Genomic DNA, 25,205 nt, shown 5'->3' with positions numbered 1-25,205 from the left:
TATGAAATTTAAAAATTTTCCAATGGTTCCACGTGTAATTTATGGACGTGGAAGTTTTAATCAAACTTCAGAAATTATTGAAGAAAAAAGAAATAAAGAATATCCATTTATTTTTTTAGCAGATAAAGTGTTTGAAGGAAAAGAACTTGAGAAAAGGATTCCCTTAAAAAGAGAAGATAAAGTTATATTTATAGACACTACAGATGAGCCAAAAACGAAAGGAATTGACACGATCAGAGATTCCCTAAAAGAGGAATACGGAACCGTTTCCGGAGTTATTGGTATAGGAGGAGGAAGTGTACTAGATTCCGCTAAAGCCGTAGCAATTATGATGAATAGTGAAGGATCCTCTTCTCAGTATCAAGGATGGGATTTAGTAAAAAATCCGGCTGTATATCATGTAGGTATACCAACGATTAGTGGAACAGGAGCGGAGGTTTCAAGAACCTGTATATTAACCGGTCCGGAAAGAAAATTAGGAATTAATTCAGATTTTACTCCCTTTGATCAAGTAATATTAGATCCGGATTTAGTAAAAGGAGTCGAAAAAAATCAAGCCTTTTTTACCGGGATGGACTGTTATATTCATTGCATTGAATCTTTAACCGGAACTTATCTTAATGCTTTTAGTAAAAGTTATGGAGAAAAAGCATTGGAACTTTGCCAGAAAGTATATGTTCATAAATCCGTATGGGATGAAGAATCCGATGAAGATTTGATGATGGCTTCATGGCATGGAGGAATGAGTATAGCATATTCTCAAGTTGGTATTGCACATGCAGTTAGTTACGGGCTTTCATACTTGTTAGGAATACATCACGGAGTAGGTAATTGCATTGTATTTGACAGGTTGGAAGAGTATTATCCGGAAGGGGTTAAGGAATTTAAATATATGGTAGAAAAAAATCAGATTGAAATACCTCAGGGAATTTGCAAAGGATTAACAGATGAACAATTTAATGCTATGATTAACGTTTCTTATGGAATGGTTCCTCTTTGGGAAAATGCTTTAGGTAAAGATTGGCAGAAAATAATGACCAAGGAAAAACTAAGAGCACTTTATGAGAAAATGTAGTATATAAAACCGTACTTGTTATATCTTTTTTATCTTAATGTCAGCAAATTGTTAAGTCAGGATATAAATAAATTAGTATCTAAAAATTAATAAAGTATAATATTTTTATAAAATTCCAAGTTTACCTAGTAGTTACTTGGAATTTTTTATAAATTATAAATATGTTTTTCTAATGTTTAATATGAAGAAGTTATTTTTTGTTCTAGGAGTGTTTTTATCACTTGTAGGCTACTCTCAAACAGCAGAACGTATTATCAATAAACATCTTGAAATTACTGGAGGTATAGACAAATGGAAAGGATTTAACTCTATAGTTATAACAGGAGAAATAATTTTAGGTTTAAACGAGACATATCCCATAGAAATTTACCAGCAAAGGCCGGATTTAAATAAAACAGTTATACAAATACAGAAGAAAAAAATTATTTTAAATGGATACAACGGAAAGAAGGCTATTCAATTTAACTTTCAGACTAATACCATTGAAGAAAGTAACAATTATATTTCTGAAGCATTTGAGTCAGATTTAATTGATTACTCCATTAAAGGATTTCATCCTATACTTCTTGGAGAAGAAAAGATTGAAAATGTGAATTGTTATAAAATAAAACTTACTAAAGATAGGGAATCTGAAATTTATTATTTCGATAAAACCACGTACCAATTGATTAGAGAAGATAATGATATGGAAAGTAAAATATACTCAGACTTTCAAGTATTTTCAGGATTAACTTTTCCATGTCGTATGGTGGTCAAAAATAGGGAAGAAGAAACAGAATTTATTCTTATATTTAAATCGCTTGAAGTTAACAAAAAAATTCCTGAAAGAGAATTTAAATTTTAAGTACATAGGATCATTAATAAAAATAAAAAAGCACCTTTTTTTAATACTTAAAAAAAGAGTGCTTAAATGTTAAGTTAATCCATTACTTTTTAATTATATTTTTGGATAAAGAATGTCCATTTCCCGAAATATTTATGGTATATATTCCAGCAGGATAGTTAGTGAGATCTACAGTAAATAATTTATTTTTTTCAACTTTTTTAAATAACAAGCTTCCCGCCAAACTATAAATTTTAACCTGAATAGTGTTTCCTTTAAACCGATTTACCCCTAAATCAATAGTTAAAATTCCACCGGAAGGATTAGGGTAGATTTTAAAAGAAGGGGTTCCAGTAATAATATTCTCAGTATTGAGTTGTCTGTAATTTGTACTGCATACATTTAAAGAAAAGGAATTTAATGTACCAGTACTGTTAAGGTAATAATCAGCAACACCTAATAGCCATTCACCGCTAAATTTTTTCTTATATAATGTTTGAAGTGGTTTATAAGGTTTAATAGTACCTGTAATGGGTGAGGAGCACTTCACTTTATCTCCGGCATCATCAAAAGTTACATGCAACCCAGAATAAGTTTTGTACTTAGAAAAACAATCCAAATTCCATAAAATTGCTTGCTTCCAATCGGGCAAAGGAGATTGTAATACAACATATAAATCACTTATATTTTCGTGATCAATATCTACAGTGGCTTTAATACTTTTTAACTCACCGTAACTATCTTCTTCAGGAATATTAATATTCATAGAAGCATACCCACCTGAAGCGTTATTTCCCTTTCCATCTGGAATAGGTTTAGGAGAACCCATATAAGTATAATTTTTACATATTTCTACCGGCTCGTATCCGATTGAGAAATTATCACTTAAAGCAAAGAATATATTATTTGTTGCCTCAACCATAATTTTAGCCTTTTTAGCGGTTACATTGGCTGGTAAATTAACGGTCGCATTTCCCGAATTCGGAATATTATCAACCAAAGGAGTAATTGTTTGACCATCATCTGTAACTAATGAAATTTTCACATATTGTGTATTAAATGGATGAGCCGTTGTGTTAGCTACCTTCCAAGTAACATTAATAGAACTTTCCTTATTAGCAACATAATCAGCTGTAGGAAATGTTACTATAAATGGACCTGCGGTATTAGAGACAACAACCTCTTTGGTTTCAATTTTAGTTTGAGGCTTATTAGGGTTATTATCGCGAACAGTTACTGTAAAATGAAGGTTTCTTTTGACATTTGAAACAGTTTCCCATGTTTCCGGAGAATGTAGATCAGTGGTTAAAGAAGGAAAATACCTTCTTGAAGATGAAGTTGGGGGAAAAGATCTGAATATAGGACCGGAATCTTGTGTCGGATCCACTTTAATGACCTTGTTAGTAGCATTATCATCTTGTTCCCAACAAAAAGTTAGCTCATCCCCTTCGAGATCAGTTGTTCCTTCTGCATCTAAATAAAATCGTGTGCCTATAGGTATAGTCACACTTGGAGCTCCTACATTAACTATAGGAGGTTTGTTAGGGATATTAAAAGATGTACCACAAATTTTAGATTGTAGATTGTAAGTTATTTGATGAATGCTTGCAGAGTGAAAATAAGCATCGGAATTTTCTTGAACATTTGCATTCGTTATTCCCGCGTATCCCATTATGGTGCTCCCACTTCCAGGTTCTATATTTACTCCGGTATCTTCAATTTTATATGAAAAAGTATGATTAGCTCCCAATTGATGCCCTATTTCATGAGCAACATAATCAATGTCAAAGTGATCTCCTGATGGATTATTATTTGCCGGAGAGGTAATTCCGCTACCTTTACCTAATTTTACAGGAATACCGTTTTGATCTAAGATGGGGCTTACGCAAATGCAACCTATGCACCCTGCATTACCTCCTCCTCCTGTAGCGCCGAACAGGTGGCCTATATCATAGTTATCTTCACCAACTACCGCAGTTAGCGTTTTTTGAAGTTCCATATTCCAATTATCCATAAGAGTGTAATCTGAATAAGGATCAGTATCTGGATCTGCATATATAAGAGAAATATTATTAATCATCTTAAGATTTACGGCAAGGTCTTTTTCCAAAATACCGTTAACTCGGGTTAATGTAATATTTATTTGTTGTAAAGCGCCATTTAATCCATTAAAATGTTGTGTATATTCACCGGTTACTGAAAGAGCTAATCTATAAGTCCGAAATTTTCGATCTCTGGATGCTATTTTATTGGAAATCGATTTTTCAGTAGGAATTTCATCAACGGTATTACATTTAAAATCTTTGAAATCGGGACCCTTTCTTATGCGAACTGAATAAACTTCCCCATCAGTAGTGTAAGGATCAATTAGTTGTATTTTACCTGTATTATCCAAAATCATGGAATTAAATTGATTAGGAGAAATACTAAATCTAATATATTTGTTTTTATCATCTAATCCAATCCCCACGTATGAATACAAATTATATTTATTTTCTATTTCTTCATCTATAACAGGCGCATGATAAACTGAAAATTTTTCAATTTTACCTTCTGCTGTCGGAATATAAACTATTATAGGAGCTTTATTCGTTCCTCTTAATGGGGAAGATTTTAATTGTTTTTTTAAAGAATAAATATCAAGTGCATATAGATCTTCAATGGTTAAATTAATATTTTCGTTTTTTATCTGTTTTCCTGCTAAACTGGTTCTTTTCCAATAATTTTGAGCGTTACTGGGTATAGCAAGAAAAAAAATAAAAGTAAGTAAAAAGAAATTTTTCATATATTTCTGTTTTTTAAGTGTTATTATAATAACAAAAATATACATTATAAATTAAAAATAATAATTTAATCCTTTATTTATTTTTATTAATTATAAAATATATGATATGTTTTTTTGAAAATTTATAAACTAAGTAAGAAATGAAAGGCAAGTTTTTGACTTAATTAATATTAATAATCAATTTAACTGAAATAATAATAATAAAAATAAATTAAATAGGTAAAATAGATTTATTAGATATAAAATGATAATACTTGTTCAATGTTAAGCTATAATTTTATTAAATATTTTGAAAAAAACGAAATTTAATGTACGGGAGGAGAGCAGTTCACATGGAAATATTAAAAAAAATAACCTTCCTTGTATAAAGGATAATTACATATATATTTTTGCCCAGCTTTCCTTTAGAGGTTGTTTAAATTTTTCTTCAAATTCTTTAGAGGTACTAATGGCAAGGTTATATATATATGTGTCCGGAGTAATCTGAGCGGATTTAATTTTTTCCTTGAATGAACTCATAGAAACAGTAGCAATATCCCCACTATCATCTTGATAGCTCACCCATAATCTGTTTAAAAGATCTAATTGATACTTATAGTCAATATGTTTAATACATTGGTTTAATTTATCTATAGAACAACCTGTGGCTTTAGTTTGATTTTCATCAACCGATATAATTATAAATTTATTTTTAATGATCTTAAATTCAGACTTTAAGTCTGCCCCATGAGCAGCCCATGATTTTAAAAAGTTAGAAATAGTATAGCTAATATCTTGTTTTTCTTCAGAACTAAGAAATCTCCTGGACTGAAAAACCCAAAGCTTAGAAAAATTATTCATAATTTATTTTAGATGTACATTTATACTTGTACTATACAAGTACAATATAAAATACAAATTTAAAAATTATTTTCTCAATTAAGGTAAACTGTAAGAGAAAGTGATAAATTTATAATGTAATTAGCAATGAGTCAATAGTTTGTCAAATTTATAAGAGTAGATAAAATTAAATTTAGGGAAATATTATGGATTTCGATTTTCATAGAATTGATAAAGATTTTAAAAAGATTAATACAAATATTAGAGTCTATAGTGATCTTCTTATAGAAAAATCCTTGGATGTTTGGAATATAAAGACTAAAGTCGGACTATTCTTTTTTTCACTCGATATAGCAGTATTAGAGACCTAGTTTCTTTCTCCTTTTTATGTTTATCATTAATAATATCTGATACAACAACATCAGCAATGATTTTAGCAGCAGTTATCCCTTTTTTAGATAAGGAAGGGAAAGATTAACCGATAACAAAAGCAGTATTGATAAGTATACCTGTCTCGGCAACATTTTCCGGAATGGGTAGCCTAATATCTTCACTCCCCAATCTGATAGTAGTAGATGTTTTAAAGTCAAAAGGAATAGAAGTTTCATTTTTTGACTGGTTGATACTTGGATTGCCCGTAGCATTATTATTGTTGCTTTTTTTTGGACCCTATTAAAGTAAAGATATACATCTAAAGTTGAAAAAATTTATTTAAATTTTTTAGAAGAATTATCTCCGATTCCCAAAAAAATTAGATTGCAAAGATTTTTTGTAATACTTATTTTGTTTATAACCGTTTTCTTATGGATGATGGGCTCAAAATTTAAATTCCCAGTGCAGATACTTCCGGTATACCTATTATTTTCCTACCTATGTTAGGGATAATAACAGCAGAAGATATAAGAAAACTTCCGTGGAACACCTTAATGTTAGTTGCGAGTGGATTATCACTTGGGATAGCCATAAAGGAGTTATTGGCGCCGTATTATTCCGAGTTATTAGGAGGGCATCATCTAATGAATATCTTATGATGGTGATATTTGCCATAGTAACGATTATATTTTCCAACATAATGAGAAGCACAGCAACAGCAATAATTATAATTAATATTGCAGCAGTTGTCCTTCCTCCAGAATAAATACTACCTATAGGTTTGGTAATTGGTTTTTGTGCTTCATGCGGTCTATTTCTTCCGGTATCGACTCCACCGAGTGCGATAATTTACAGCACAGGAATGCTTAAGCAGTCAGATTTTTATTTGGGAGGTTTTTATGCGGCAATAGTAGGAACTAGTTAATATGATGTGGGTATTATTTTTGCAAAATTTAACGGGATATTTTGCAATGGTCTTCACCAGTAGATAAATAAAATATATTTACATAACATATATTTTAAGAAATATTTAAAATAATAATCTGTTAACTTGGTATATAAAGTTTTATCTTTGCAAATTATTTTGATTTAGTAATGTCCCGTTACTTTTTTTGTTAGGGAATGATTAAATATGGAAAAAGAAATTATAGAAGAACGACAAGGAGAAATATTAGTACAAGAATGTTCTACTAAAAACACAAAAAAAATGTTTTTGGAGAGTTATGGTTGTCAAATGAATTTTTCCGATAGTGAAATAGTAGCTTCAATACTTAGTAACGAAGGCTATAATACAACATCTCTATTGGAAGAAGCAGATTTAATTCTTCTAAATACCTGTTCTATACGAGATAAAGCTGAGCAGACAGTAAGAAAAAGGCTTTCTCAATTTAATGCAATAAAAAGAAAAAACCCGAATTTAGTTATAGGAGTTCTTGGCTGCATGGCAGAAAGATTAAAAGCGAAATTTTTAGAAGAAGAGCATTTAGTAGATCTAGTAGTAGGTCCGGATGCATACCGAGATCTTCCTAATTTACTAAAAAATACTGATGATGGTAGAAATGCTATTAATGTTCTATTATCCAAAGAAGAAACCTATGCAGATATAAGTCCTATACGGTTAGGGGGGAATGGGGTTACGGCCTTTGTATCAATAACCAGAGGATGCGATAATATGTGTACCTTTTGTGTAGTGCCTTTTACAAGAGGAAGAGAAAGGAGCAGAGATCCTCATTCTATTCTTAAAGAATGTAAAGAATTGAGAGAAAATGGATATAAAGAAATCACGCTTTTAGGTCAAAATATAGATAGCTACTTGTGGTATGGAGGAGGCCCTAAAAAAGATTTTTCAAAAGCTAGTGAATTGCAAAAAGCAACAGCGATAAATTTTGCACAGTTATTGAATATGGTAGCAGAAGCTTGTCCTGAAATTAGAATTCGTTTTTCAACATCTAATCCACAAGACATGCATGAAGAAGTATTACACGTGATGGCTAAGCATAATAACATTTGCAAATACATACACTTACCTGTTCAGAGTGGAAGCACATCGGTATTGCAGAGAATGAATCGTCAACATACACGTGAAGAATATATTTATTTAGTGGATAAAATAAGGGAAATTGTTCCGGATTGTGCAATTTCTCATGATATTATAACCGGTTTTTGTGGAGAAACAGAAGAAGAGCATCAGGAAACTTTATCTCTAATGAAATATGTAAAATATGATTTTGGATATATGTTTGCATATTCAGAACGTCCGGGAACGGTAGCTCATAAAAAAATGGAAGATGATATACCTGCAGAAATAAAGTCAAGAAGACTTAAAGAAATTATAAATCTTCAACAAGAACTCTCATTAGAAAGAATGAAAACGTATATTAATAAGGTACATGAAGTTTTGGTAGAGGGAACGAGTAAAAAAAGTAAAGAACAATGGTACGGAAGGATTTCCCAAAATGCTGTGGTGGTTTTTACTAAAACAGATAATACGAAAGTAGGGGATTTTGTTAACGTATTGGTAAATGGCTGTACTTCAGCTACCTTAATTGGAGAAATCATATAAATAAAAATATGGATTCATTACAGGTAATAAAACAAAGATTCGGGATAATTGGAAATAATCTTGCCCTTAACAGGGCTTTAGAAAAAGCTATGCAACTTGCTCCAACTGATATTTCTGTTCTAGTAATTGGTGAGAGCGGTGTTGGAAAAGAGTTTATTCCCAAAATTATTCATCATCTTTCACCAAGAAAACACAAACAATATATTGCTGTTAATTGCGGAGCAATACCTGAAGGAACGATAGATTCAGAACTTTTTGGACATGAAAAAGGAGCTTTTACGGGAGCTGATAAAATACGAAAAGGTTATTTTGAAGTAGCAGATGGAGGTACTATTTTTTTAGATGAAGTTGGAGAGTTACCATTGCAAACGCAGGTACGGTTATTAAGAGTTCTTGAAAGCGGAGAATTTATGAAAGTAGGATCTTCAAATATTCAGAAAACGAATGTCAGAATCGTAGCTGCGACAAATGTTAATTTATTAGAAGCTATAAAAAAAGGTAGCTTTAGAGAAGATTTATATTACAGGTTGAATACGGTACAGATAGATATACCGGCATTGAGGGAAAGAAAAAATGATATCCCATTATTATTTAGAAAATTTTCAGTTGATTTTTCAGAAAAATATAGAATGCCTCCTGTAAGTTTATCTGAAGAAGCAATTTCTTATATACAAAATTATTATTGGCCAGGAAATGTACGTCAATTAAGAAATTTTACTGAACAAATTACTGTAGTGGAAACTAACAGAAGCTTATCATTAGATAAGGTAAAAGAATATTTAAAAGACATTCCTCATACAACATCTTTAATTAACTTTTCCAAACAAAATGAAAACCATTCGGATATTTCCAGTGAAAGAGAAATATTATATAAGTTTTTATTTGACATGAAAAAAGATCTCAATGATTTGAAAGCGTTGACTTTAGAACTCATTAAAAATAAAGGAGATTTGAGACTAAAACCCAATGATCAAGATCTTTTTCATAGAGTTTATAAAGATTATGAAATTCCTAAATCTGGAGATTCTCTTGTATACTACGATGAAAAACCTGTTATACCAACTGTTCAATCAACTGTTAACGATTACCATGAAATTTTGGATGATTATGAATATGAAGATGTGTCTAATCATTCTGAATCTTTATCTTTACAAAGAAAGGAAGAGGAACTTATAAAAAAAGCATTAGAAAAGTATAATGGGAAACGTAAATTAGCGGCAAAGGAGCTAGGGATATCGGAAAGAACATTATATAGAAAAATTAAACAATATGATATTGAAGAATAAAATCATATTACTTATAATAGGATTTTTTTTTATATCTTTGTCAGGATGTTATTCATTCACAGGGATTTCATTGAATCCCGATATAAAAACTATAGAGATTAAGTCATTTCCTAATTACTCAGCATATCAAAGCCCAAATTTGAGTGTTGACTTTACTACCGCCTTACAAAGTAGATTTAATCAAAGAACTAGGCTTGTAGAGACAAATATAGATCCGGATTTAATTTTAGAAGGTGAAATAACGAATTTTTTTATTACTCCGGTAAATATACAAAGTAATTCAGATGAAGCAACTCAAAACAGATTGACAATAAGTGTTTCAGTTAGATACGAAAATAAAAAGCAGCCAGATAAAAGCTTTGAAAAAACCTTTTCCGATTATGAAGATTATTCGAGCAAAGAATTATTAATTAATGTTCAAGATGACCTAGCGCAGAAAATTAATCAAAGAATTATAGATCAAATATTTTTAGCAATAGTAGCCGATTGGTAATTTATGGATAATAGCAGAATTATACAGTTAATAGAAAATCCTGGAAAACTTAAATTTTCCGATAAGAATTATATTGAAGATTTAATAACTAAATATCCATTTGCTCAATCTTTTCATTTGGTTTATTTAAATTGGAAAAATAGATATATTTCAGATTCATTAAATAAAAAAGACCTTCAAAAGATATCAATTTATACAAGTTATCGAGAGCTTATAAAAAAATCTACAGATGACAATAAGAAGTTAATGAAATCAGTAACGACGACAGAGGATATAATAAGAGAAGAAGAAAATAAAAATTTATTAGCTGATGAAAATATAATTCTTGAAAGTATTGATAGTAATGAATTTATGGAAGAAGAGAATAATTTGATAAAATTGAATGAGATAGATGTAAATTATGAGAAAATTTTAAATAAAATAAAAACATCTGAAGAATTATTAAGTGATAGTAGTAAAAAACTAGATTTTCAACCAGTAGAGGATACTTCCAAAATTCAATTGCTTTCATCTAATGAAGAAGAACTCAGTAAGAAAAGCAATTTTTTAAATAAAGATATATTATATACTAACATAGAAAAGTTAGGAATATCTCATTTATTTACTTCGAATTTCGGAACGCAAATTGGTAGTGAAATTGAAAATTCAGATATAGAAGAATTAAATGAAAAGTTTGATGAAAGCAAAATCAAAGATGCTAGTTTGAATGATCAAAATATTGAAAATGAAAAGGAGAATATTACTTTAGGATTAGGTAAATTAACTTTCAACCAATGGATCTCCCTTTCAAAACAAAAAAATGCTTCAAAAGCTAAAAAAACAATTCCACAACAAGAAAGACAAAACAACATCATTTCAAATTTTATTGAAAATAATCCAAAGATAAAACCGGTCGCAAAAGACACGCAATATAGTAAAGATGTAGAGTTTAAAAAAGAAGAAATTCAAGATATTGCGAATTTAATGACTATTACTTTAGCTCAATTATATGTGGAGCAAGGAAAATATGATACAGCATTAACAGCTTTTAAGATATTAAGTTTGAAATATCCAGAAAAAAGTAGTTTTTTTGCTTCAGAAATAAGAAGAATAAAAAAGATAAAAAATTCAAAATAACATGACAGCAGTATATGGAATACTAATGATATTCATCATTATCGCGTGCATTTTACTAATATTAGTTGTTTTATCTCAGAATCCAAAAGGAGGAGGGTTAAGTTCAACTTTCGGAGGTAGTGGCACACAAATGTTTGGTGTTCAAAAAACAAATGATTTTATGGAAAAGGCAACTTGGACTTTAGGAGGGGTAATAGTATTATTATCAATTTTTGCATCTGTATTGATTGCAAAGCCAACTATATATACATCAACTCCAACCAAAAATTCAAATCAGTCTTCAACTACTCAGCAAGAACAGGCATTGCCAAAAACTAACGTAAAATAAAATACACTATAGTAATTAACACTAAAAATAGTAATTAATAATGTTCTTAAAAATTTATCGATGTGTTAGGAAGAAGGCAAATTAGAGAAAAAATTCTACAGGTTCTATATGCATATAATATAAGTGTGAATGAGTTAGAATATGTTGAAAAAAGTATGTTTCAGTCTATAGATGAGATATATGATTTATACATTTATCAGTTAAATCTTCTATTGGCTATAAGAGATTATGCTCTTGAAGTTATTGAAAGGAAAAAGCAAAAACGTTTTGCAACAGAAGAGGAAAAAAATCCTAATCTTAAGTTTGTTAATAATAGAATATTTGAGTTGTTAGAAAAAAACAAAGCAAGAAAAGAGTATTCAGACAAACATTTAGAATTATCGTGGCATTTAAATAATAATTATCCGGCTATTATCTTTAAAAAATTTCAAACTACCAGAAGTTATTTAGAGTATATGCAAAGTAAAGAAACAGATTTTGAATCTGAGAAAAAAATATTGCTTAAATTATTCTTAAAACATATAGCAGATAATGATATCATGTATGAATGGTTTGAAGAATTGAAGCTTTCGTGGGCTGACGATATACATATTGCAAATAATATGACATTGAAGACTATAAAATCTATGGAGGAAGGTGCGCCATTTGATACATTAATTCAAGTTTTAAAATCGGATGAAGGTATTTTATTTGCAAAAAATCTATTTAGGACAACGGTAAAGCATTATCCGGAAAGTTTAAAATTAATCGAAAAAAGATCAAATAATTGGGAACTGGATAGAATTGCAGAAATAGATAAAATCATATTAGCAATGGGATTTACAGAACTTAATTATTTTCCACAAGTTCCTGCTAAAGTAGTAATTAATGAATGCATTGAATTAGCAAAGGTTTATTCAAGTGCGAAAAGTAATGTATTTATTAACGGTATTTTAGATAGATACGCAAGAGATATGAATAAAGTTTAAACATTCTAACATATGAAAAAATCAGCAGTAGTATTTTTAATAGTTGGTCTGTTAATCACATTCAGTTGCAATAAAAAAAAATCTTCTCAAAAGCAGATAGAAAGTACACTTCAGGATAATACCCAAAATAATAGTAGTCATGAAGTACCTAAAATAACAGAAGAATCTGTTATAAAATTTAGTGAAGATACGTATGATTTTAAAGATATAAAAAAGGGAGAAAAAGTTACCCATATTTTTAAATTTACCAATATTGGAAAACGTCCCTTATTAATTTCAGAAGTACGGCCTTCCTGTGGATGTACGACTCCTAAATATACTAAAGAACCGGTATATCCGGGCAAGAAAGGTGAAGTTACGGTTACTTTCGATTCATCTAATTTTGAGGGAGAGGTAGTTAAAATTATAGCGATTTCAGGCAACTTTGAAACTAAATTAATTAAATTTCAAGCAAAAGTTAATTAAAAATAAATTTAAATAAAAATGTTAACAATAATTTTACAAGCAAAAGGAAGTTTCATGGAACAAGCAGGAGCATTCCTTCCCTTAGTACTCCTATTTGTGGTGTTTTATTTCTTTTTTATTAGGCCGCAAACAAAAAGACAAAAACAAGAAAAGAATTTTCAAGATAATATAGCAAAAGGAACAAGAATAGTTACCACTTCCGGTATTCATGGAAAAGTTGCAGAAATTATGGATGATGGGTTAATTATAGAAACTATGGCCGGTAAAATAAAAATTGAAAAATCAGCAATTTCCAGAGAATTATCCATAGCCAGATATTCGGAAAATTCACCAGCAAAAAAATAAAAGAATATAAATAAAACTTAAGGCATATTCTATAATAATAGAGTATGCCTTTTAATTATATAGAATGAAAGTAGTAGTAGGCTTATCCGGGGGGGTAGATTCAAGCGTTGCAGCATATTTATTGCAACAACAAGGTCATGAAGTTATAGGTCTTTTTATGAAGAATTGGAATGATTCTGAATTTACACTTGAAGATGAATGTCCTTGGGTTGAAGATAGTAATGATGCAATGCTGATAGCTCGAAAACTGAATATACCCTACCAAGTAGTAGACCTTTCTGAAATTTATAAAGAAAGAATTGTTGATTATATGTTTCATGAATACGAATCAGGACGAACCCCGAATCCGGATATTTTATGCAACAGAGAAATCAAATTTGATATATTTCTTAAAACGGCTTTATCTTTAGGAGCAGATAAAGTAGCAACCGGCCATTATGCTAGAATTAATTCATTTGATGGCGAAAATAAAACAATTTATCGGCTTTTATCGGGTTTAGATACCAATAAAGACCAATCTTATTTTTTATGTCAGCTTAACCAATATCAACTGTCCAAAACATTATTTCCTATAGGAAATTTAACTAAGCCCGAAGTAAGGCAAATTGCACAGGAAATTGGTTTAATCACTGCATATAAAAAGGATTCTCAAGGATTATGCTTCATCGGTAAAATTAGATTACCTGATTTTTTACAACAAAAATTAAAACCTAAAAAAGGCAAATTAATTGAAATTTTTTCAGACAATTCTATATATAAAACAGAAGAACAATCGTTTGAATCCAAAGAAGAAGAATTGATTTATTTGTCTACTCCATTAAATTATAATGAAGCAGATGGAAAAATCATTGGAGAACATTCAGGGGCTCATTATTACACAATCGGGCAAAGAAAAGGATTGGGTATAGGAGGACATGTTGAGCCGTGTTTTGTAATTGATACGGATGTAAGAAATAATACGATTTATGTAGGTGAAGGTAAAAATCATCCCGGTTTATTTAGAAAAGCATTATTTATTGATCAAAATGAAGTACATTGGGTTAGAGAGGACTTAAAAATGAAGATCGGAGATACTTTAAGAGTAAGAGTAAGGATAAGATATAGACAATCATTACAAAATGCAGTTTTATATCAATTTGAAAAGAGACTATATATCGAATTCGAAAATTTGCAATCAGCAATAACCCGAGGGCAGTTTGCCGCTTGGTATGTTGACGACGAATTAATAGGAAGTGGGGTTATTTCTTAATTATTTAGCTAAAATTATTAATCGAAAATAAGTTTTAAAATATTTAATGAAATAGGCTTATTAAAATTAGACCAATGCATATCAAAATAAGTTAAAATTTCAGAAAGCATTTGCTTACGCTGTGATGAATTAAAGCAATTTTTTAAAGATTTGAAATCATAAGTAAGTAACAGTTTCCATAGATGTGCATTTTCTTCCCTCGAAACAGTATCAGCCTTTAGAGAAAATATACCCTCTTTAATATTGAAAAAAGGGAAATCTGAATTATTTTCCAGAGGATAAAAACCAATATATTTAGAAAAATGCAGTAAAAAATAAAGATGAAAATCAGAAAAATAACTGTCTTTAACATCTAAATCAATTAAACTGTTTTTTATAAAATTATATAAAGACAAGTCTTGTGCATCCTCTTTTTTAAGAGTTTGGTTCACTATTTCTCCAATAAAAGTTATAATTGATGATTTAATAATGTTCGTATGAATAGTATTAAAAATGTGGGCTTGATGAATTTCTTTAATTAATTTTAAAGAATTGTTATTATTGGAATAAAACGTAATTTCGATTTCATTAAATAAAAAAATAAAATGACTTTTTCTATTTTTCTTCGAAAAAGAATTTTTTAAAATAAAATCTTTGTAACCAAATTTTTCAGTATAGCATTTAACAATAAGAGAAGAATCTCCATATTTTAAAAAAGACAAAACAATAGCTTTAGTGGTTTGAATCATTTATTAAACTTATCTTATCGAATGATTGCAATTTTAGTTGTAGCATGTTTTTTCCCTTCCGAATTGCTTACTAACACTAAATATACTCCGGAAGAGACCGGCTTAGCGTTAAAATTAGTACCGTTCCAAGTTGCAACTCCTCCGGGAGCTTTAGTCTCATAAACGAGGTTACCTGCAACATCTGTAATTTTGACAAAAGAATCGTGGGCTAAACCGCGTATAGTTATATTTCCTGTATAACCGGGCCTGACCGGATTAGGATACGCAACAATATCTCCAAATTCATCGTCGGAATCAACAATGTCGCTTCTATAAGAAACAATACCGGATGGAGTAACAAAATATACTTCTCCGGTTTTATCAATTTGTATATCGGTGATGAGGTTGGAGGGTAGTGGGGAATTTTCTTCAGTAAATCTATTTAAAAGAGTGGTTCCGTCTTCAGATAAATAAAAAACCCCTGAGCTATGTGTACCTATCCATTTCCTGTTAGCAGCATCGGTTTTAATTACTGTAATCTTAGTCTCTCGTAAAACTTCTTCACCTAAACCATTTTGAGTAATAACAATCCTTTCGGTATTATAATTACCTGTTTCTAATGATTGATATGGGTTACGTAATATACGAAGACCACTATCAGTTCCAATCCACGCAGTTCCGGATTTATCTAAATTTACACATAAAATATTATTAGAGGGTAAATTTCCTGAATCCTTATTAGAATCAATTAAATAAATTTTGTCATCAGATGTATTAAGCGGAGTCCGATTATATTTATATACTATTAGTCCATTATTTCTTGGAGAGGGTACCCATATATATCCTTGGGAATCAATATAAGGATTCATAGCTCCTCCGGTAAGATTAACTCTTTTTGGTAAAAGGCTTAAAAATTTAAATTGATCACTTGGAGTTTTTATAATAATGGCATTGTTTACCCCATTGGCAGATTCAGCTGCAAAGGTTTGAATCAAAATTAAATTCCCATCAGCATCAAAATCACCGCCAACCAATCGCTCATATTCAATTATTGGCGAATTAGTACGATTATAAATAAATTTCAATTGATTGTTAACCATCTTTAACAAACCATTTTCATAGGAAAGAATGAAGGCTTCACGAGTATTATTACAATTAGGAATAACTTTCATAATATATCGTTCATCATTAATGCTCTCGGCTGATACATGATCCCATCTTTGTCCATTAAAATGATAAAAACCAAAGGTATTAGGATTCGTTTGATAATAATTATCTATATTTCTTCCTCCCGGGGCTACCCACAATTGATTATCACAGATGGTTAATGAATAAGAACGGTTGTTAAAGGGGCCATCCGGTACCACGTAAGTATTGTTTCTAATAAGACCTTTAAATTGTGTTCCTGCATAAAAAATACCATCAGAATAAAAACCGGTATTTAGATCATCAGAAAATTCCATTGATTTTAAAACTTTTAAGAAATTATCTAATAAAAATATTTTATTTTTTTGAATCAATAAAAGGAAACCATCAATTGAAACGATATCCTTTAAATCAATATAATTACCTTTATTTTGCCAGGTAATACCTCCATCATCACTTTTATAAATAGTATTGTTAGAGCTAATAAATAAGGATGAATTATTTTTAGCTATTTGATTAAAATTAATTCCATTGTTAGTGTGAGTCCAGGCAGAAAAATTAGGAAGCATATTATCTATATCGTGAGAATAAATTCCACTAGTTGAGGCAGCGAATATTTTATTATTCAATATTGCGCTTTTATTGACTTTATAGTAATTGAGACTTTGTTTAAAATAGCAAGTTTCTTTAAATTCAAGTTTTTTTAAATCGAATAAAGTTATTCCAAAATCCATTGAAAGTACCGCATAGTTGCCTTCAGTATATATATGATTAATTTTTTTATTACCTTGATAATTTTTATCAAAAGGGATATCCACAACTAAATGGATCTTATCTTGTTTTAAAATATCTAATTTACCGCTGTTATACCCAACTAGTAAAGTTTTATTACTGGAATTATAAGCAAAAGCAGAAATATTAACTTCATGAAGACCGTTAGCTTTTGAGATTTTTTTTAATTCTCCGGTTGATTTATTATAAGAGAATAACCCGTTTTCAGAAGCACAGAAAATAAGATTATCGACTTGTTGAATTGCTTTAACATTAAAATAAGAAAAATAATCTTTCCATCTTGAACTTTGGCAGTGGCAAAGACCGGTAATAATTAATAAAAGTAAGAAAGTAAACTTCTTCATAGAAATGACATATATAGCATGTAAATTTAATAGATTTAGTGGAAAATTAGTGAAAATAGTATTTATTTATTTGAAAAATATTGAAAAATTTATTTTTTTAGATTTAAAGCTTTAATTTCAATAAAATGCCACGAAAAGTATGCATATGTTGAAGATAAAATGAAAGTAAATATAGCTAAATTAAGTGGATGAATTTCAGGTGAAAAATTAATAATAAATTGTTGTATAACAAAAGCTGAAATATAGATTCCATAGGAAAGATCACCTATGATATTTATTTTATTTAATGGATATATAGATAATAATCCAAAGCAAATTACGATAAAAGGGAAAATAAAATATTGGCAAAATAAAAAATAGTGCTCATCAAAAATTCTAGCAAATAAAAAAAATAACAATAGCGAAACAAAAAAAATAATTTTAATATAATTATAATTAAGTCTGTGGAAATTGAAAACAGAAAATAAAACCCCTGAAATGAAAGAGATAGAAAGGTCTGTAAAGTGAATTTGAATAGAAGAGGGATTATGAGCAGTAAAATAAAAATATAAGACCATGTTAGAGAATAAAACAGTTATTAAAAATATCTTTAAAAACAAATGATATTTTTTTATGAAAAATAAAAATGAAATTAAAATGTAAAAGAAAAATTCATAACGTAAAGTCCATAATGAGCCATTAATTACTTTAGGAAACGGATTATTTTCAAATATTCCCGAGACAGTATATTGCAAGTTGAATAAGGATAAGTTGTTAGGTATATAAGTATAGACATCCTTATTAGTGATATAATCTGAAAAACTCTTATCATAAGCAAAAGGTAATAACAAAATGGTAAAGAATAATGCTGCAAAAAGCCCCGGATATATTCTTAAAAATCTTTTCCAGTAAAAAATAAATAAAGAATAACTCCTTAATAAGCTGTTGCACACTAAAAAACCGCTCATAACAAAAAAACTTTTTACAGTTAAATAAGCAACACTAAATCCAGAAAAATCACTTAAAAAGTCAGTAGTATTATTATTTTTCAGATCATATGAATGAGTTATAATAATTAAAATTGATAACAATAACCGTAAAAAATCAAAATTATTTTTGCGCATTATTAGTATTTAGTTTAATAAATAATAAATAAAATTATAATTAATATAAATTAAAAAATCTAAAATTTTTAATAAATAAAAAAATTCTTACGATCATCTTTTTTGTAAATAAATTGAGCATATAAAATACCTAAAGAACTAAAGGTATATACAATAACTCACATAAAATCGATAAAATGTTCATAAGATATTTGTTAAATTAAAAATATTTTTTAAATTTGCAACCCTATTTAGGGCGATTTTTAATAAAGGAAAAAGAAGAAAAGTGAATACACTAAGTTACAAAACCATATCGGCAAATAAAGAGACTGCAAATAAAGAGTGGTTACTTATTGATGCAGAAGGACAAAAATTAGGGCGTTTAGCTTCTAAAATAGCTAAAATATTGCGAGGAAAACACAAAACAAATTTTACTCCACATGCAGATTGTGGTGATAATATTGTGATTATCAATGCAGGAAAAGTTGTTTTATCCGGGGATAAAACAGAACAAAAAGAATATGTGAGACATACAGGATATCCCGGTGGACAAAAATTTTCAAGTGTTGCCGAAATTAAGGTAAAAGATCCAAGAAGATTGTTGGAGTATGCAGTAAAAGGTATGCTTCCTAAAAATAAATTGGGAAGAAAAGTACTTAAAAATTTATACTTATATGAAGGAGTAGAGCATGAACAAGTTGCTCAACAACCTAAAACATTTGATATTAACGCTTTCATCTAAAAATAATGGCAGTTACACATAAAATAGGAAGAAGAAAAACATCTGTTGCAAGAGTATATCTTTCTGAAGGAAAAGGAGACTTTACTATAAACGGAAAAGACTATAAAGTTTACTTTCCTACAGAAGTATTACAATATAAAATAGCGCAACCTTTTCAATTAACTGAGACATTAGGTCAATACGATATTAAAGTAAATGTATATGGAGGGGGAGTAACCGGACAGGCTGAAGCTATTAGACTGGCAGTGTCTAGAGCTCTAGTATCACTAAATGAAGAAAATAGAACGATTTTAAAGCCTGAAGGACTTTTAACCAGAGATCCTAGAATGGTTGAAAGAAAGAAATTTGGACAGAAAAAAGCGCGTAAAAGATTCCAATTCTCTAAACGTTAATACAACTAATAAAAATACTTATAACCACTATTTTATTGTAGTGGTTATTTTATATAAAAAAATAACGATTTTAATAAACAATTTTAACTTGTCGTTTAGTTTAGCATCCAAACTTAAAAGTTAAATTTTAAGTTGATTGCAAAAACAGCGGAACGTAAACTAAAAAAAATATGGCAAAAGTAGACGTAAAAGACCTTTTAAATGCAGGTGTGCATTTTGGTCACCTTACCAGAAAGTGGAATCCACATATGGCTCCTTATATATTTATGGAGAAAAATGGGATCCACATTATTGATTTACACAAAACCTCTGTAAAATTAGATGAAGCGTCTAACGCTTTAGGAAAAATTGCTACATCAGGAAGAAAAATTCTATTTGTAGCAACTAAAAAGCAAGCAAAAGATATTGTTGCTAAACATGCAGAATCTGTAAACATGCCTTATATTACAGAAAGATGGCCCGGAGGAATGTTAACAAACTTTGTTACCATTCGAAAGGCAGTGAAAAAAATGAATTCAATTGACAGAATGAAAAAAGACGGTACTTTTGAAACTCTATCTAAAAAAGAAAAACTGCAAGTAGATCGTCAAAGAGCAAAATTAGAAAAAAACTTAGGATCTATTGCTGACATGACTCGTTTACCTTCTGCTCTTTTTGTAGTAGATATACTAAGAGAACATATCGCTGTGACAGAGGCTAAAAAATTAGGTATACCTGTTTTTGCAATCGTAGATACTAATTCAGATCCTCAGTTGGTAGACTTTCCTATTCCGGGTAATGATGATGCTTCAAAATCTATAGATTTGATATTAGAAACAGTTACCAATTCTATTAAAGAAGGGTTAAGTGTGAGAAAAGCTGAAAAAGCCAAGGCAAAAGAAGAAGGCGCAGCAGAAGAAGAAGACGTTTTAATGCAAGATACTAATGACTCTGAAGTATCTGATAATAGTGAAGAAAATAATGCAGAATAAAATTAAATTTAAATAAAATAAAGATGTCATATTCACCAAAAGCAGCTGATGTAGCAAAACTAAGAAATGCTACAGGAGCAGGAATGATGGACTCAAAAAAAGCTTTAGTTGAAGCAGAAGGAGATTTCGACAAAGCGGTTGACTTATTAAGAAAAAAAGGACAAAAAGTTGCTGCAAATAGAGCAGATAGAGAAAATCTTGAAGGAGCAGTAATAGCTGCAGTAAACGACGCCCATACAAAGGCAGTTGTAATTAAATTAAGCTGTGAAACAGATTTTGTTGCAAAAAATGAAGATTTTGTTAAATTGGCTAAGGATTTTGCAAAACTTGCATTAAATTTCAATACCAAAGAAGAATTATTAGCAGCCGATTTCAATGGTATTCCTGTAAGTGAAAAACTTATCGAGCAAACGGGAGTAATCGGTGAAAAAATAGAAATATCCGGATTTAAAAAATTAGAAGCTCCATTTGTAGGTTCATATATACATGCCGGAAATAAAATAGCTTCTGCAGTTGGTTTATCAAAGTCTTTCGGCAATGCAGCTGAAGTATCTAAAAATATTTCAATGCAAGTTGCAGCAATGACCCCAATTGCATTAGATGAAACACAGGTTGATTCTAGTGTAATTGAAAAAGAACTTGAAATTGCTAAAGATCAATTGCGTCAAGAAGGTAAACCGGAAGCTATGCTTGAAAATATAGCTAAAGGAAAATTAAATAAGTTTTTTAAAGATAATACCTTGTTAAAGCAAGATTATATAATGGGTGAAAAAATTTCAGTTGAAGATTATGTGAAATCAATTGATCCTGAAGTTAAAATAACCGGGTTTATAAGATTATAATTCAAAAGTTATATATTAGAAAGACTGCATTTATGCAGTCTTTTTTATTTTAGATATATATTATTTAAATAAATTTAAGAATTAGAATTTATTCATTTTTTCAATTTTTTATCCATATATAGTAAGATAAATTCAAGAAATAAAAATAAGAGTATAATTCCACATGTATTTAATACAGCTTGTTGTAAACCTATTTTGTTTGCGTCTAGAAATGGATAGGGATATATATCTGTGAAATGACCTCTTATAAAAATATAAATAATATAAATGAGAGGAGGAAAAATAGCAAAGACAGCAATTTTTTTATCTAATTTTTGTACAAAACCATATAATATCCAGTATAATGCTGATAAAAAAGGAATTATTACGTGTAAAGCTTCGTTGGTTAATATTATAATACCTTTAAGTTTATGATCATGTCTTAGAACAATGTTATATACTATACAAGTAATAGTTGTACAAATAATACCATCTAATTGTAAAATACGAAACCATTTTTTAGAATAATCAGATTTAAAAAGCAATATTAATGAAGTAATTCCAACAGCCAAATTAGATTGAATAGTAAAATAACTGTAGTAATAAATAAAACGATTTAAATAAGATTTTTCATTTAAAATTAATGGATGAACGTCACCATAGATAAAAGTATAACTTTCTGTAGTAATGCTGAAAAAGACCAAAAAAAACAATTGATAAATTAATAAAATATCTCATAAATTTTAAATAATGAGGTTATAACTATTATAAAAGCAAAAAATTGTAAAAGTTAGAAAGCAAAGGTAAACTTTAGATAAATATTAAATAAAATTTATGCAAAATATAAAATTTTTATAAAAAACAAGGTAACGGTTAGATGTAAATGATGTTTGATATAATTGTGTATATAATCTAAAATAATGTGAAACATATAAGAGAAATAATTAATTAAAAATAAGCAGTACGTTAATAATTTAAGTATAAGTATATACGACTAAAATAGGAGTGATCATTTTATTGCATACTCTATTGTCATAATACCAAATGTAATGTTTTACCATCAATACAAATATCAATCTTATTTTCATTACGTGAATTAGGAAGTAAAATCGCAGGATTAACAAATCTTAATTTTGCCTCAACAAGTGTATATACTTATTTAAGCAGGTAATTTTTAATCAGTTGGCTTATTTAGATAAAGTTAAATTTTATCTAAATAAGCCAATATTCAATTATAAATTGACAAATATAATTTTAATGACAGGAAATAATACAATCATTAAAGTAGAAACGTCGAAAAAGGAAATAACTGAAAAACGTAGATCTCCTTTACTAAAATCTGATGCTATACCGATAACTTAAAATGGGCATAATTAATTTTTACTTTTTGGATAAGTAATTGATGAATAATAGATTAATTTTTATGTGACCTCTTTATCCAAGGATATAAAACAATGTTAAACAAGAATAATAATATACCTATAGATACAACCCCTAAAATAATTTTTACGCTTAAAGATATATCTTTATTACTATAAACATTAATTTCCTCATCATAAATTAATTTTATATTTAAAATAATAATGATTATGCATACAATCCAAGATATAATTTTTAAAGGTAATTTGATTGCAAACCTTCCCATTTTATCTTTATCACTAACAAAATGGATGAGAGGAATCACTGCGAAGCCTAATTGCATACTTAATAGAACTTGACTAAAAATAAGCATTTCATTAACGGAACTATCTCCTAATATGCTTATTACCATGACAGCGGGTATAATTGCAAGTATGCGTGTCAACAATCTTCTTAAGGCGGGATTCATTCTAAAGTGGAGATATCCTTCCATTACAATTTGTCCGGCAAGTGTACCGGTCACGGTTGAACTTTGTCCGGAAGCAATTAAAGCAATGGCAAAAAGAACGGGGGCTAGAGGGCCCAATAAATTGGATAACATTTTATATGCATCATGTAATCCATCAATATCATGTAATCCAGCACTATAAAAAGTTGAGGCAGCGAGAACTAATATTGCAGCATTCACAAAAAATGCCAAATTTAATGCGATGAGACTATCGTAAAAGTTATATTTAATAGCTCTTTTTAAAGATTCATAATCTCTTTTTATTTTTCTAGTTTGAACTAAAGCAGAATGAAGATACAAGTTATGTGGCATTACAGTTGCTCCTATAATTCCGATTGCTATATATAGAGCCTCAGTATTGGGAAGGGTTGGTTTAAAACCCTTAGAAACTTCAATTATATTAGGTTTTGCTAAGAACATCTCAACAAGAAAACATCCCCCTATAATCGCAACTAAAGCGATGATAAAGGCTTCCATTTTCCTTATACCAAATCGTTGTAGAACAAGTAAAAGCAGAGTATCTAATGCAGCAAACCAAACCCCCCAGATAAGATCAAGTCCAAATAGAAGCTGCAACCCAATAGCCATTCCTAATACTTCAGCTAAATCAGTTGCTGCTATGGCTATTTCTGCAAAACCATATAAAATATAGTTCATCCATTTTGGGTAATACTCTCTATTGGTTTGCGCTAAATCTAACCCGCGAACAATACCTAATCGAGCACTTAAAGCTTGAAGCAATACTGCCATAATGTTGCTCATTAATAAAACCCAAATTAAAGCATAGCCAAACTTACTGCCTCCCGCAATATCAGTTGCCCAATTTCCCGGATCCAAGTATCCAACAGCAACTAGGTAAGCCGGGCCGAAAAAAGAAAGTATCCTTTTCCATTTTTTAGGATTTTCAGTATTTATACTTTCATGAACTTCTTGCAGAGATTTCTTACTCAATTGTTAGACTTTTCTAATATTTGCAAATATAAATTAAATTTTTGCATTATAAAATATAATATCAATCATTTTCAGGTATCCATAAATAATTTTTAAAATTGATGATCATATCATTTTTAACTCGGATTCCTTCATTTTGTAAAAGTTCTTCCATAAGTGTAGGGGTGGGAAAATGAAATTTCCCCGTTAACATTCCGTTTCTGTTTACTACTCTATGAGCCGGAATATTTGGTAAAGAATGAGAAGAGTTCATAGCATATCCGACCATTCTGGATGAGCTTTTAACTCCCAAATGAGCAGCAATAAGACCGTAAGTGGTTACTTTACCATAAGGTATTCTTCGTACAATTTGATATACTTTTTCATAAAAATTGGTTGTTTTCATGGAGTGAATGAAAAGTTTTTTAAAGTAAGCAAATAAATGCTATATAATTAATTTTAATTATTGAAATGTAATAAAAAATGATAATATATCTATTATTCAGCAAATTGGAATTTATAATTAAAAAATATTAAAATTGATATTATTAATTTATTTATAATAAATTTTAGATATAGAATAAAATTCATTACATTAGCAAAGAAGGGAGTTTAGGCTTCAAACACATCATAAAAAATGAGAATTTGTGATTTTTACTTTCTATAAAATAGTTTTTTTATTAAATCGAAAGCAAAAATAAAGAAATGATTCTAATACATGCAG

26 protein-coding genes and 1 pseudogene are annotated in these 25,205 nt (G+C 29.3%); 18 read left to right on the top strand and 9 right to left on the bottom strand.

Annotated features, from left to right (window positions below; all coding sequences use genetic code 11):
• Nucleotide 1: 1 nt before the first annotated feature.
• Nucleotides 2–1,075, top strand: a complete 1,074-nt coding sequence (locus ASC36_RS03340) for an iron-containing alcohol dehydrogenase family protein (protein WP_055425076.1) — start codon at nucleotides 2–4, stop codon at nucleotides 1,073–1,075.
• Between the two features lie 181 nt (nucleotides 1,076–1,256).
• Nucleotides 1,257–1,919, top strand: coding sequence for a hypothetical protein (locus ASC36_RS03335; RefSeq protein WP_073961200.1), 663 nt, complete (start codon nucleotides 1,257–1,259; stop codon nucleotides 1,917–1,919).
• Nucleotides 1,920–2,001: 82 nt separating this feature from the next.
• Here the strand turns inward: ASC36_RS03335 and ASC36_RS03330 are convergent, their stop codons facing one another.
• A complete protein-coding gene (locus ASC36_RS03330; RefSeq protein WP_055425074.1) occupies nucleotides 2,002–4,683 on the bottom strand; it encodes a reprolysin-like metallopeptidase in 2,682 nt (893 codons plus the stop codon).
• Nucleotides 4,684–5,058: 375 nt separating this feature from the next.
• Nucleotides 5,059–5,523 (bottom strand): hypothetical protein, encoded by a 465-nt coding sequence (locus ASC36_RS03325; protein ID WP_055425073.1) that lies wholly within the window; start codon nucleotides 5,521–5,523, stop codon nucleotides 5,059–5,061.
• Between the two features lie 185 nt (nucleotides 5,524–5,708).
• Here ASC36_RS03325 and ASC36_RS11040 point away from each other — a divergent pair, with 185 nt between their 5' ends.
• Entirely contained in the window at nucleotides 5,709–5,873 is a 165-nt protein-coding gene (locus ASC36_RS11040) for a hypothetical protein (RefSeq protein WP_245630729.1), read from the top strand.
• A 125-nt stretch (nucleotides 5,874–5,998) separates the two neighbouring features.
• On the top strand, nucleotides 5,999–6,178 hold the full coding sequence (locus ASC36_RS11035; RefSeq protein WP_245630728.1) for a hypothetical protein: 180 nt from the start codon (nucleotides 5,999–6,001) through the stop codon (nucleotides 6,176–6,178).
• A 147-nt stretch (nucleotides 6,179–6,325) separates the two neighbouring features.
• Here the strand turns inward: ASC36_RS11035 and ASC36_RS11030 are convergent, their stop codons facing one another.
• Entirely contained in the window at nucleotides 6,326–6,466 is a 141-nt protein-coding gene (locus ASC36_RS11030) for a hypothetical protein (RefSeq protein WP_245630727.1), read from the bottom strand.
• A gap of 189 nt (nucleotides 6,467–6,655) precedes the next feature.
• Here ASC36_RS11030 and ASC36_RS11025 point away from each other — a divergent pair, with 189 nt between their 5' ends.
• The 10 genes from ASC36_RS11025 (at nucleotide 6,656) to mnmA (ending at nucleotide 14,687) form a co-directional block, all read left to right on the top strand.
• Nucleotides 6,656–6,799: an anion permease gene (locus tag ASC36_RS11025; protein ID WP_245630726.1), complete on the top strand. Its 144-nt coding sequence runs from the start codon at nucleotides 6,656–6,658 to the stop codon at nucleotides 6,797–6,799.
• Nucleotides 6,800–7,006: 207 nt separating this feature from the next.
• On the top strand, nucleotides 7,007–8,437 hold the full coding sequence (miaB, locus tag ASC36_RS03320; protein ID WP_055425072.1) for a tRNA (N6-isopentenyl adenosine(37)-C2)-methylthiotransferase MiaB: 1,431 nt from the start codon (nucleotides 7,007–7,009) through the stop codon (nucleotides 8,435–8,437).
• A gap of 8 nt (nucleotides 8,438–8,445) precedes the next feature.
• Complete coding sequence (locus tag ASC36_RS03315) at nucleotides 8,446–9,723, top strand: sigma-54 interaction domain-containing protein (RefSeq protein ID WP_055425071.1); 1,278 nt, start codon at nucleotides 8,446–8,448, stop codon at nucleotides 9,721–9,723.
• Nucleotides 9,707–10,216: an LptE family protein gene (locus ASC36_RS03310; RefSeq protein WP_055425070.1), complete on the top strand. Its 510-nt coding sequence runs from the start codon at nucleotides 9,707–9,709 to the stop codon at nucleotides 10,214–10,216. Before ASC36_RS03315 ends, ASC36_RS03310 begins: the two co-directional genes overlap by 17 nt.
• 3 nt (nucleotides 10,217–10,219) lie before the next feature.
• On the top strand, nucleotides 10,220–11,332 hold the full coding sequence (locus ASC36_RS03305) for a hypothetical protein (protein ID WP_055425069.1): 1,113 nt from the start codon (nucleotides 10,220–10,222) through the stop codon (nucleotides 11,330–11,332).
• A 1-nt stretch (nucleotide 11,333) separates the two neighbouring features.
• Entirely contained in the window at nucleotides 11,334–11,660 is a 327-nt protein-coding gene (gene secG, locus ASC36_RS03300; protein WP_055425068.1) for a preprotein translocase subunit SecG, read from the top strand.
• Between the two features lie 62 nt (nucleotides 11,661–11,722).
• Nucleotides 11,723–12,628: a transcription antitermination factor NusB gene (nusB, locus tag ASC36_RS03295; protein WP_055425067.1), complete on the top strand. Its 906-nt coding sequence runs from the start codon at nucleotides 11,723–11,725 to the stop codon at nucleotides 12,626–12,628.
• Between the two features lie 12 nt (nucleotides 12,629–12,640).
• Nucleotides 12,641–13,093, top strand: a complete 453-nt coding sequence (locus ASC36_RS03290) for a DUF1573 domain-containing protein (protein ID WP_055425066.1) — start codon at nucleotides 12,641–12,643, stop codon at nucleotides 13,091–13,093.
• An 18-nt stretch (nucleotides 13,094–13,111) separates the two neighbouring features.
• Complete coding sequence (gene yajC / locus ASC36_RS03285) at nucleotides 13,112–13,438, top strand: preprotein translocase subunit YajC (RefSeq protein ID WP_055425065.1); 327 nt, start codon at nucleotides 13,112–13,114, stop codon at nucleotides 13,436–13,438.
• Between the two features lie 64 nt (nucleotides 13,439–13,502).
• Entirely contained in the window at nucleotides 13,503–14,687 is a 1,185-nt protein-coding gene (mnmA, locus tag ASC36_RS03280; protein ID WP_055425064.1) for a tRNA 2-thiouridine(34) synthase MnmA, read from the top strand.
• A gap of 17 nt (nucleotides 14,688–14,704) precedes the next feature.
• Here the strand turns inward: mnmA and recO are convergent, their stop codons facing one another.
• The 3 genes from recO to ASC36_RS03265 all read right to left on the bottom strand — a co-directional run bounded on the left by recO (nucleotide 14,705) and on the right by ASC36_RS03265 (nucleotide 18,779).
• Nucleotides 14,705–15,415, bottom strand: a complete 711-nt coding sequence (gene recO, locus ASC36_RS03275) for a DNA repair protein RecO (RefSeq protein ID WP_055425063.1) — start codon at nucleotides 15,413–15,415, stop codon at nucleotides 14,705–14,707.
• 14 nt (nucleotides 15,416–15,429) lie between these two features.
• Complete coding sequence (gene porZ, locus ASC36_RS03270) at nucleotides 15,430–17,676, bottom strand: type IX secretion system anionic LPS delivery protein PorZ (RefSeq protein ID WP_055425062.1); 2,247 nt, start codon at nucleotides 17,674–17,676, stop codon at nucleotides 15,430–15,432.
• A gap of 89 nt (nucleotides 17,677–17,765) precedes the next feature.
• Nucleotides 17,766–18,779, bottom strand: a complete 1,014-nt coding sequence (locus tag ASC36_RS03265; RefSeq protein ID WP_055425061.1) for an acyltransferase family protein — start codon at nucleotides 18,777–18,779, stop codon at nucleotides 17,766–17,768.
• 265 nt (nucleotides 18,780–19,044) lie between these two features.
• On the opposite strand from ASC36_RS03265, the gene rplM reads away from it, so the two are divergent.
• The 4 genes from rplM (at nucleotide 19,045) to tsf (ending at nucleotide 21,705) form a co-directional block, all read left to right on the top strand.
• Nucleotides 19,045–19,500, top strand: coding sequence for a 50S ribosomal protein L13 (gene rplM, locus ASC36_RS03260; protein WP_055425060.1), 456 nt, complete (start codon nucleotides 19,045–19,047; stop codon nucleotides 19,498–19,500).
• A 5-nt stretch (nucleotides 19,501–19,505) separates the two neighbouring features.
• On the top strand, nucleotides 19,506–19,892 hold the full coding sequence (gene rpsI / locus ASC36_RS03255; protein ID WP_055425059.1) for a 30S ribosomal protein S9: 387 nt from the start codon (nucleotides 19,506–19,508) through the stop codon (nucleotides 19,890–19,892).
• Nucleotides 19,893–20,062: 170 nt separating this feature from the next.
• Nucleotides 20,063–20,863, top strand: a complete 801-nt coding sequence (gene rpsB / locus ASC36_RS03250; protein ID WP_055425058.1) for a 30S ribosomal protein S2 — start codon at nucleotides 20,063–20,065, stop codon at nucleotides 20,861–20,863.
• 23 nt (nucleotides 20,864–20,886) lie between these two features.
• Complete coding sequence (gene tsf / locus ASC36_RS03245) at nucleotides 20,887–21,705, top strand: translation elongation factor Ts (RefSeq protein WP_055425057.1); 819 nt, start codon at nucleotides 20,887–20,889, stop codon at nucleotides 21,703–21,705.
• A 92-nt stretch (nucleotides 21,706–21,797) separates the two neighbouring features.
• Here tsf and ASC36_RS03240 read toward each other — a convergent pair whose 3' ends face one another.
• From ASC36_RS03240 to ASC36_RS03225, 3 genes and pseudogenes are all read right to left on the bottom strand, one after another.
• Complete coding sequence (locus tag ASC36_RS03240) at nucleotides 21,798–22,388, bottom strand: Pr6Pr family membrane protein (protein ID WP_055425056.1); 591 nt, start codon at nucleotides 22,386–22,388, stop codon at nucleotides 21,798–21,800.
• 725 nt (nucleotides 22,389–23,113) lie between these two features.
• A pseudogene (locus tag ASC36_RS03230) lies at nucleotides 23,114–24,502 on the bottom strand (Nramp family divalent metal transporter); the annotation flags it as partial.
• 61 nt (nucleotides 24,503–24,563) lie between these two features.
• Nucleotides 24,564–24,887 (bottom strand): MGMT family protein, encoded by a 324-nt coding sequence (locus ASC36_RS03225; RefSeq protein WP_055425053.1) that lies wholly within the window; start codon nucleotides 24,885–24,887, stop codon nucleotides 24,564–24,566.
• Between the last annotated feature and the right edge of the window lie 318 nt (nucleotides 24,888–25,205).

The organism is Apibacter mensalis, assembly GCF_001418685.1.
In the GTDB taxonomy this organism is placed as follows: Bacteria; Bacteroidota; Bacteroidia; order Flavobacteriales; family Weeksellaceae; genus Apibacter; species Apibacter mensalis.
This window is presented reverse-complemented; position numbering and strand designations above follow the sequence as displayed.

Bases quoted from the DNA above. Each gene is read 5' to 3' on its own strand.
- mnmA (WP_055425064.1), top strand. From the start codon at position 13,503: ATGAAAGTAGTAGTAGGCTTATCCGGGGGGGTAGATTCAAGCGTTGCA.
- yajC (WP_055425065.1), top strand. From the start codon at position 13,112: ATGTTAACAATAATTTTACAAGCAAAAGGAAGTTTCATGGAACAAGCA.
- secG (WP_055425068.1), top strand. From the start codon at position 11,334: ATGACAGCAGTATATGGAATACTAATGATATTCATCATTATCGCGTGC.
- ASC36_RS03265 (WP_055425061.1), bottom strand. From the start codon at position 18,779: ATGCGCAAAAATAATTTTGATTTTTTACGGTTATTGTTATCAATTTTA.
- ASC36_RS03225 (WP_055425053.1), bottom strand. From the start codon at position 24,887: ATGAAAACAACCAATTTTTATGAAAAAGTATATCAAATTGTACGAAGA.
- ASC36_RS03325 (WP_055425073.1), bottom strand. From the start codon at position 5,523: ATGAATAATTTTTCTAAGCTTTGGGTTTTTCAGTCCAGGAGATTTCTT.
- ASC36_RS03315 (WP_055425071.1), top strand. From the start codon at position 8,446: ATGGATTCATTACAGGTAATAAAACAAAGATTCGGGATAATTGGAAAT.
- ASC36_RS03290 (WP_055425066.1), top strand. From the start codon at position 12,641: ATGAAAAAATCAGCAGTAGTATTTTTAATAGTTGGTCTGTTAATCACA.
- ASC36_RS03330 (WP_055425074.1), bottom strand. From the start codon at position 4,683: ATGAAAAATTTCTTTTTACTTACTTTTATTTTTTTTCTTGCTATACCC.
- tsf (WP_055425057.1), top strand. From the start codon at position 20,887: ATGTCATATTCACCAAAAGCAGCTGATGTAGCAAAACTAAGAAATGCT.
- rpsI (WP_055425059.1), top strand. From the start codon at position 19,506: ATGGCAGTTACACATAAAATAGGAAGAAGAAAAACATCTGTTGCAAGA.
- ASC36_RS03335 (WP_073961200.1), top strand. From the start codon at position 1,257: ATGAAGAAGTTATTTTTTGTTCTAGGAGTGTTTTTATCACTTGTAGGC.
- rpsB (WP_055425058.1), top strand. From the start codon at position 20,063: ATGGCAAAAGTAGACGTAAAAGACCTTTTAAATGCAGGTGTGCATTTT.
- porZ (WP_055425062.1), bottom strand. From the start codon at position 17,676: ATGAAGAAGTTTACTTTCTTACTTTTATTAATTATTACCGGTCTTTGC.
- ASC36_RS03305 (WP_055425069.1), top strand. From the start codon at position 10,220: ATGGATAATAGCAGAATTATACAGTTAATAGAAAATCCTGGAAAACTT.
- ASC36_RS11030 (WP_245630727.1), bottom strand. From the start codon at position 6,466: ATGGCTATCCCAAGTGATAATCCACTCGCAACTAACATTAAGGTGTTC.
- recO (WP_055425063.1), bottom strand. From the start codon at position 15,415: ATGATTCAAACCACTAAAGCTATTGTTTTGTCTTTTTTAAAATATGGA.
- miaB (WP_055425072.1), top strand. From the start codon at position 7,007: ATGGAAAAAGAAATTATAGAAGAACGACAAGGAGAAATATTAGTACAA.
- ASC36_RS03310 (WP_055425070.1), top strand. From the start codon at position 9,707: ATGATATTGAAGAATAAAATCATATTACTTATAATAGGATTTTTTTTT.
- ASC36_RS03340 (WP_055425076.1), top strand. From the start codon at position 2: ATGAAATTTAAAAATTTTCCAATGGTTCCACGTGTAATTTATGGACGT.
- ASC36_RS11040 (WP_245630729.1), top strand. From the start codon at position 5,709: ATGGATTTCGATTTTCATAGAATTGATAAAGATTTTAAAAAGATTAAT.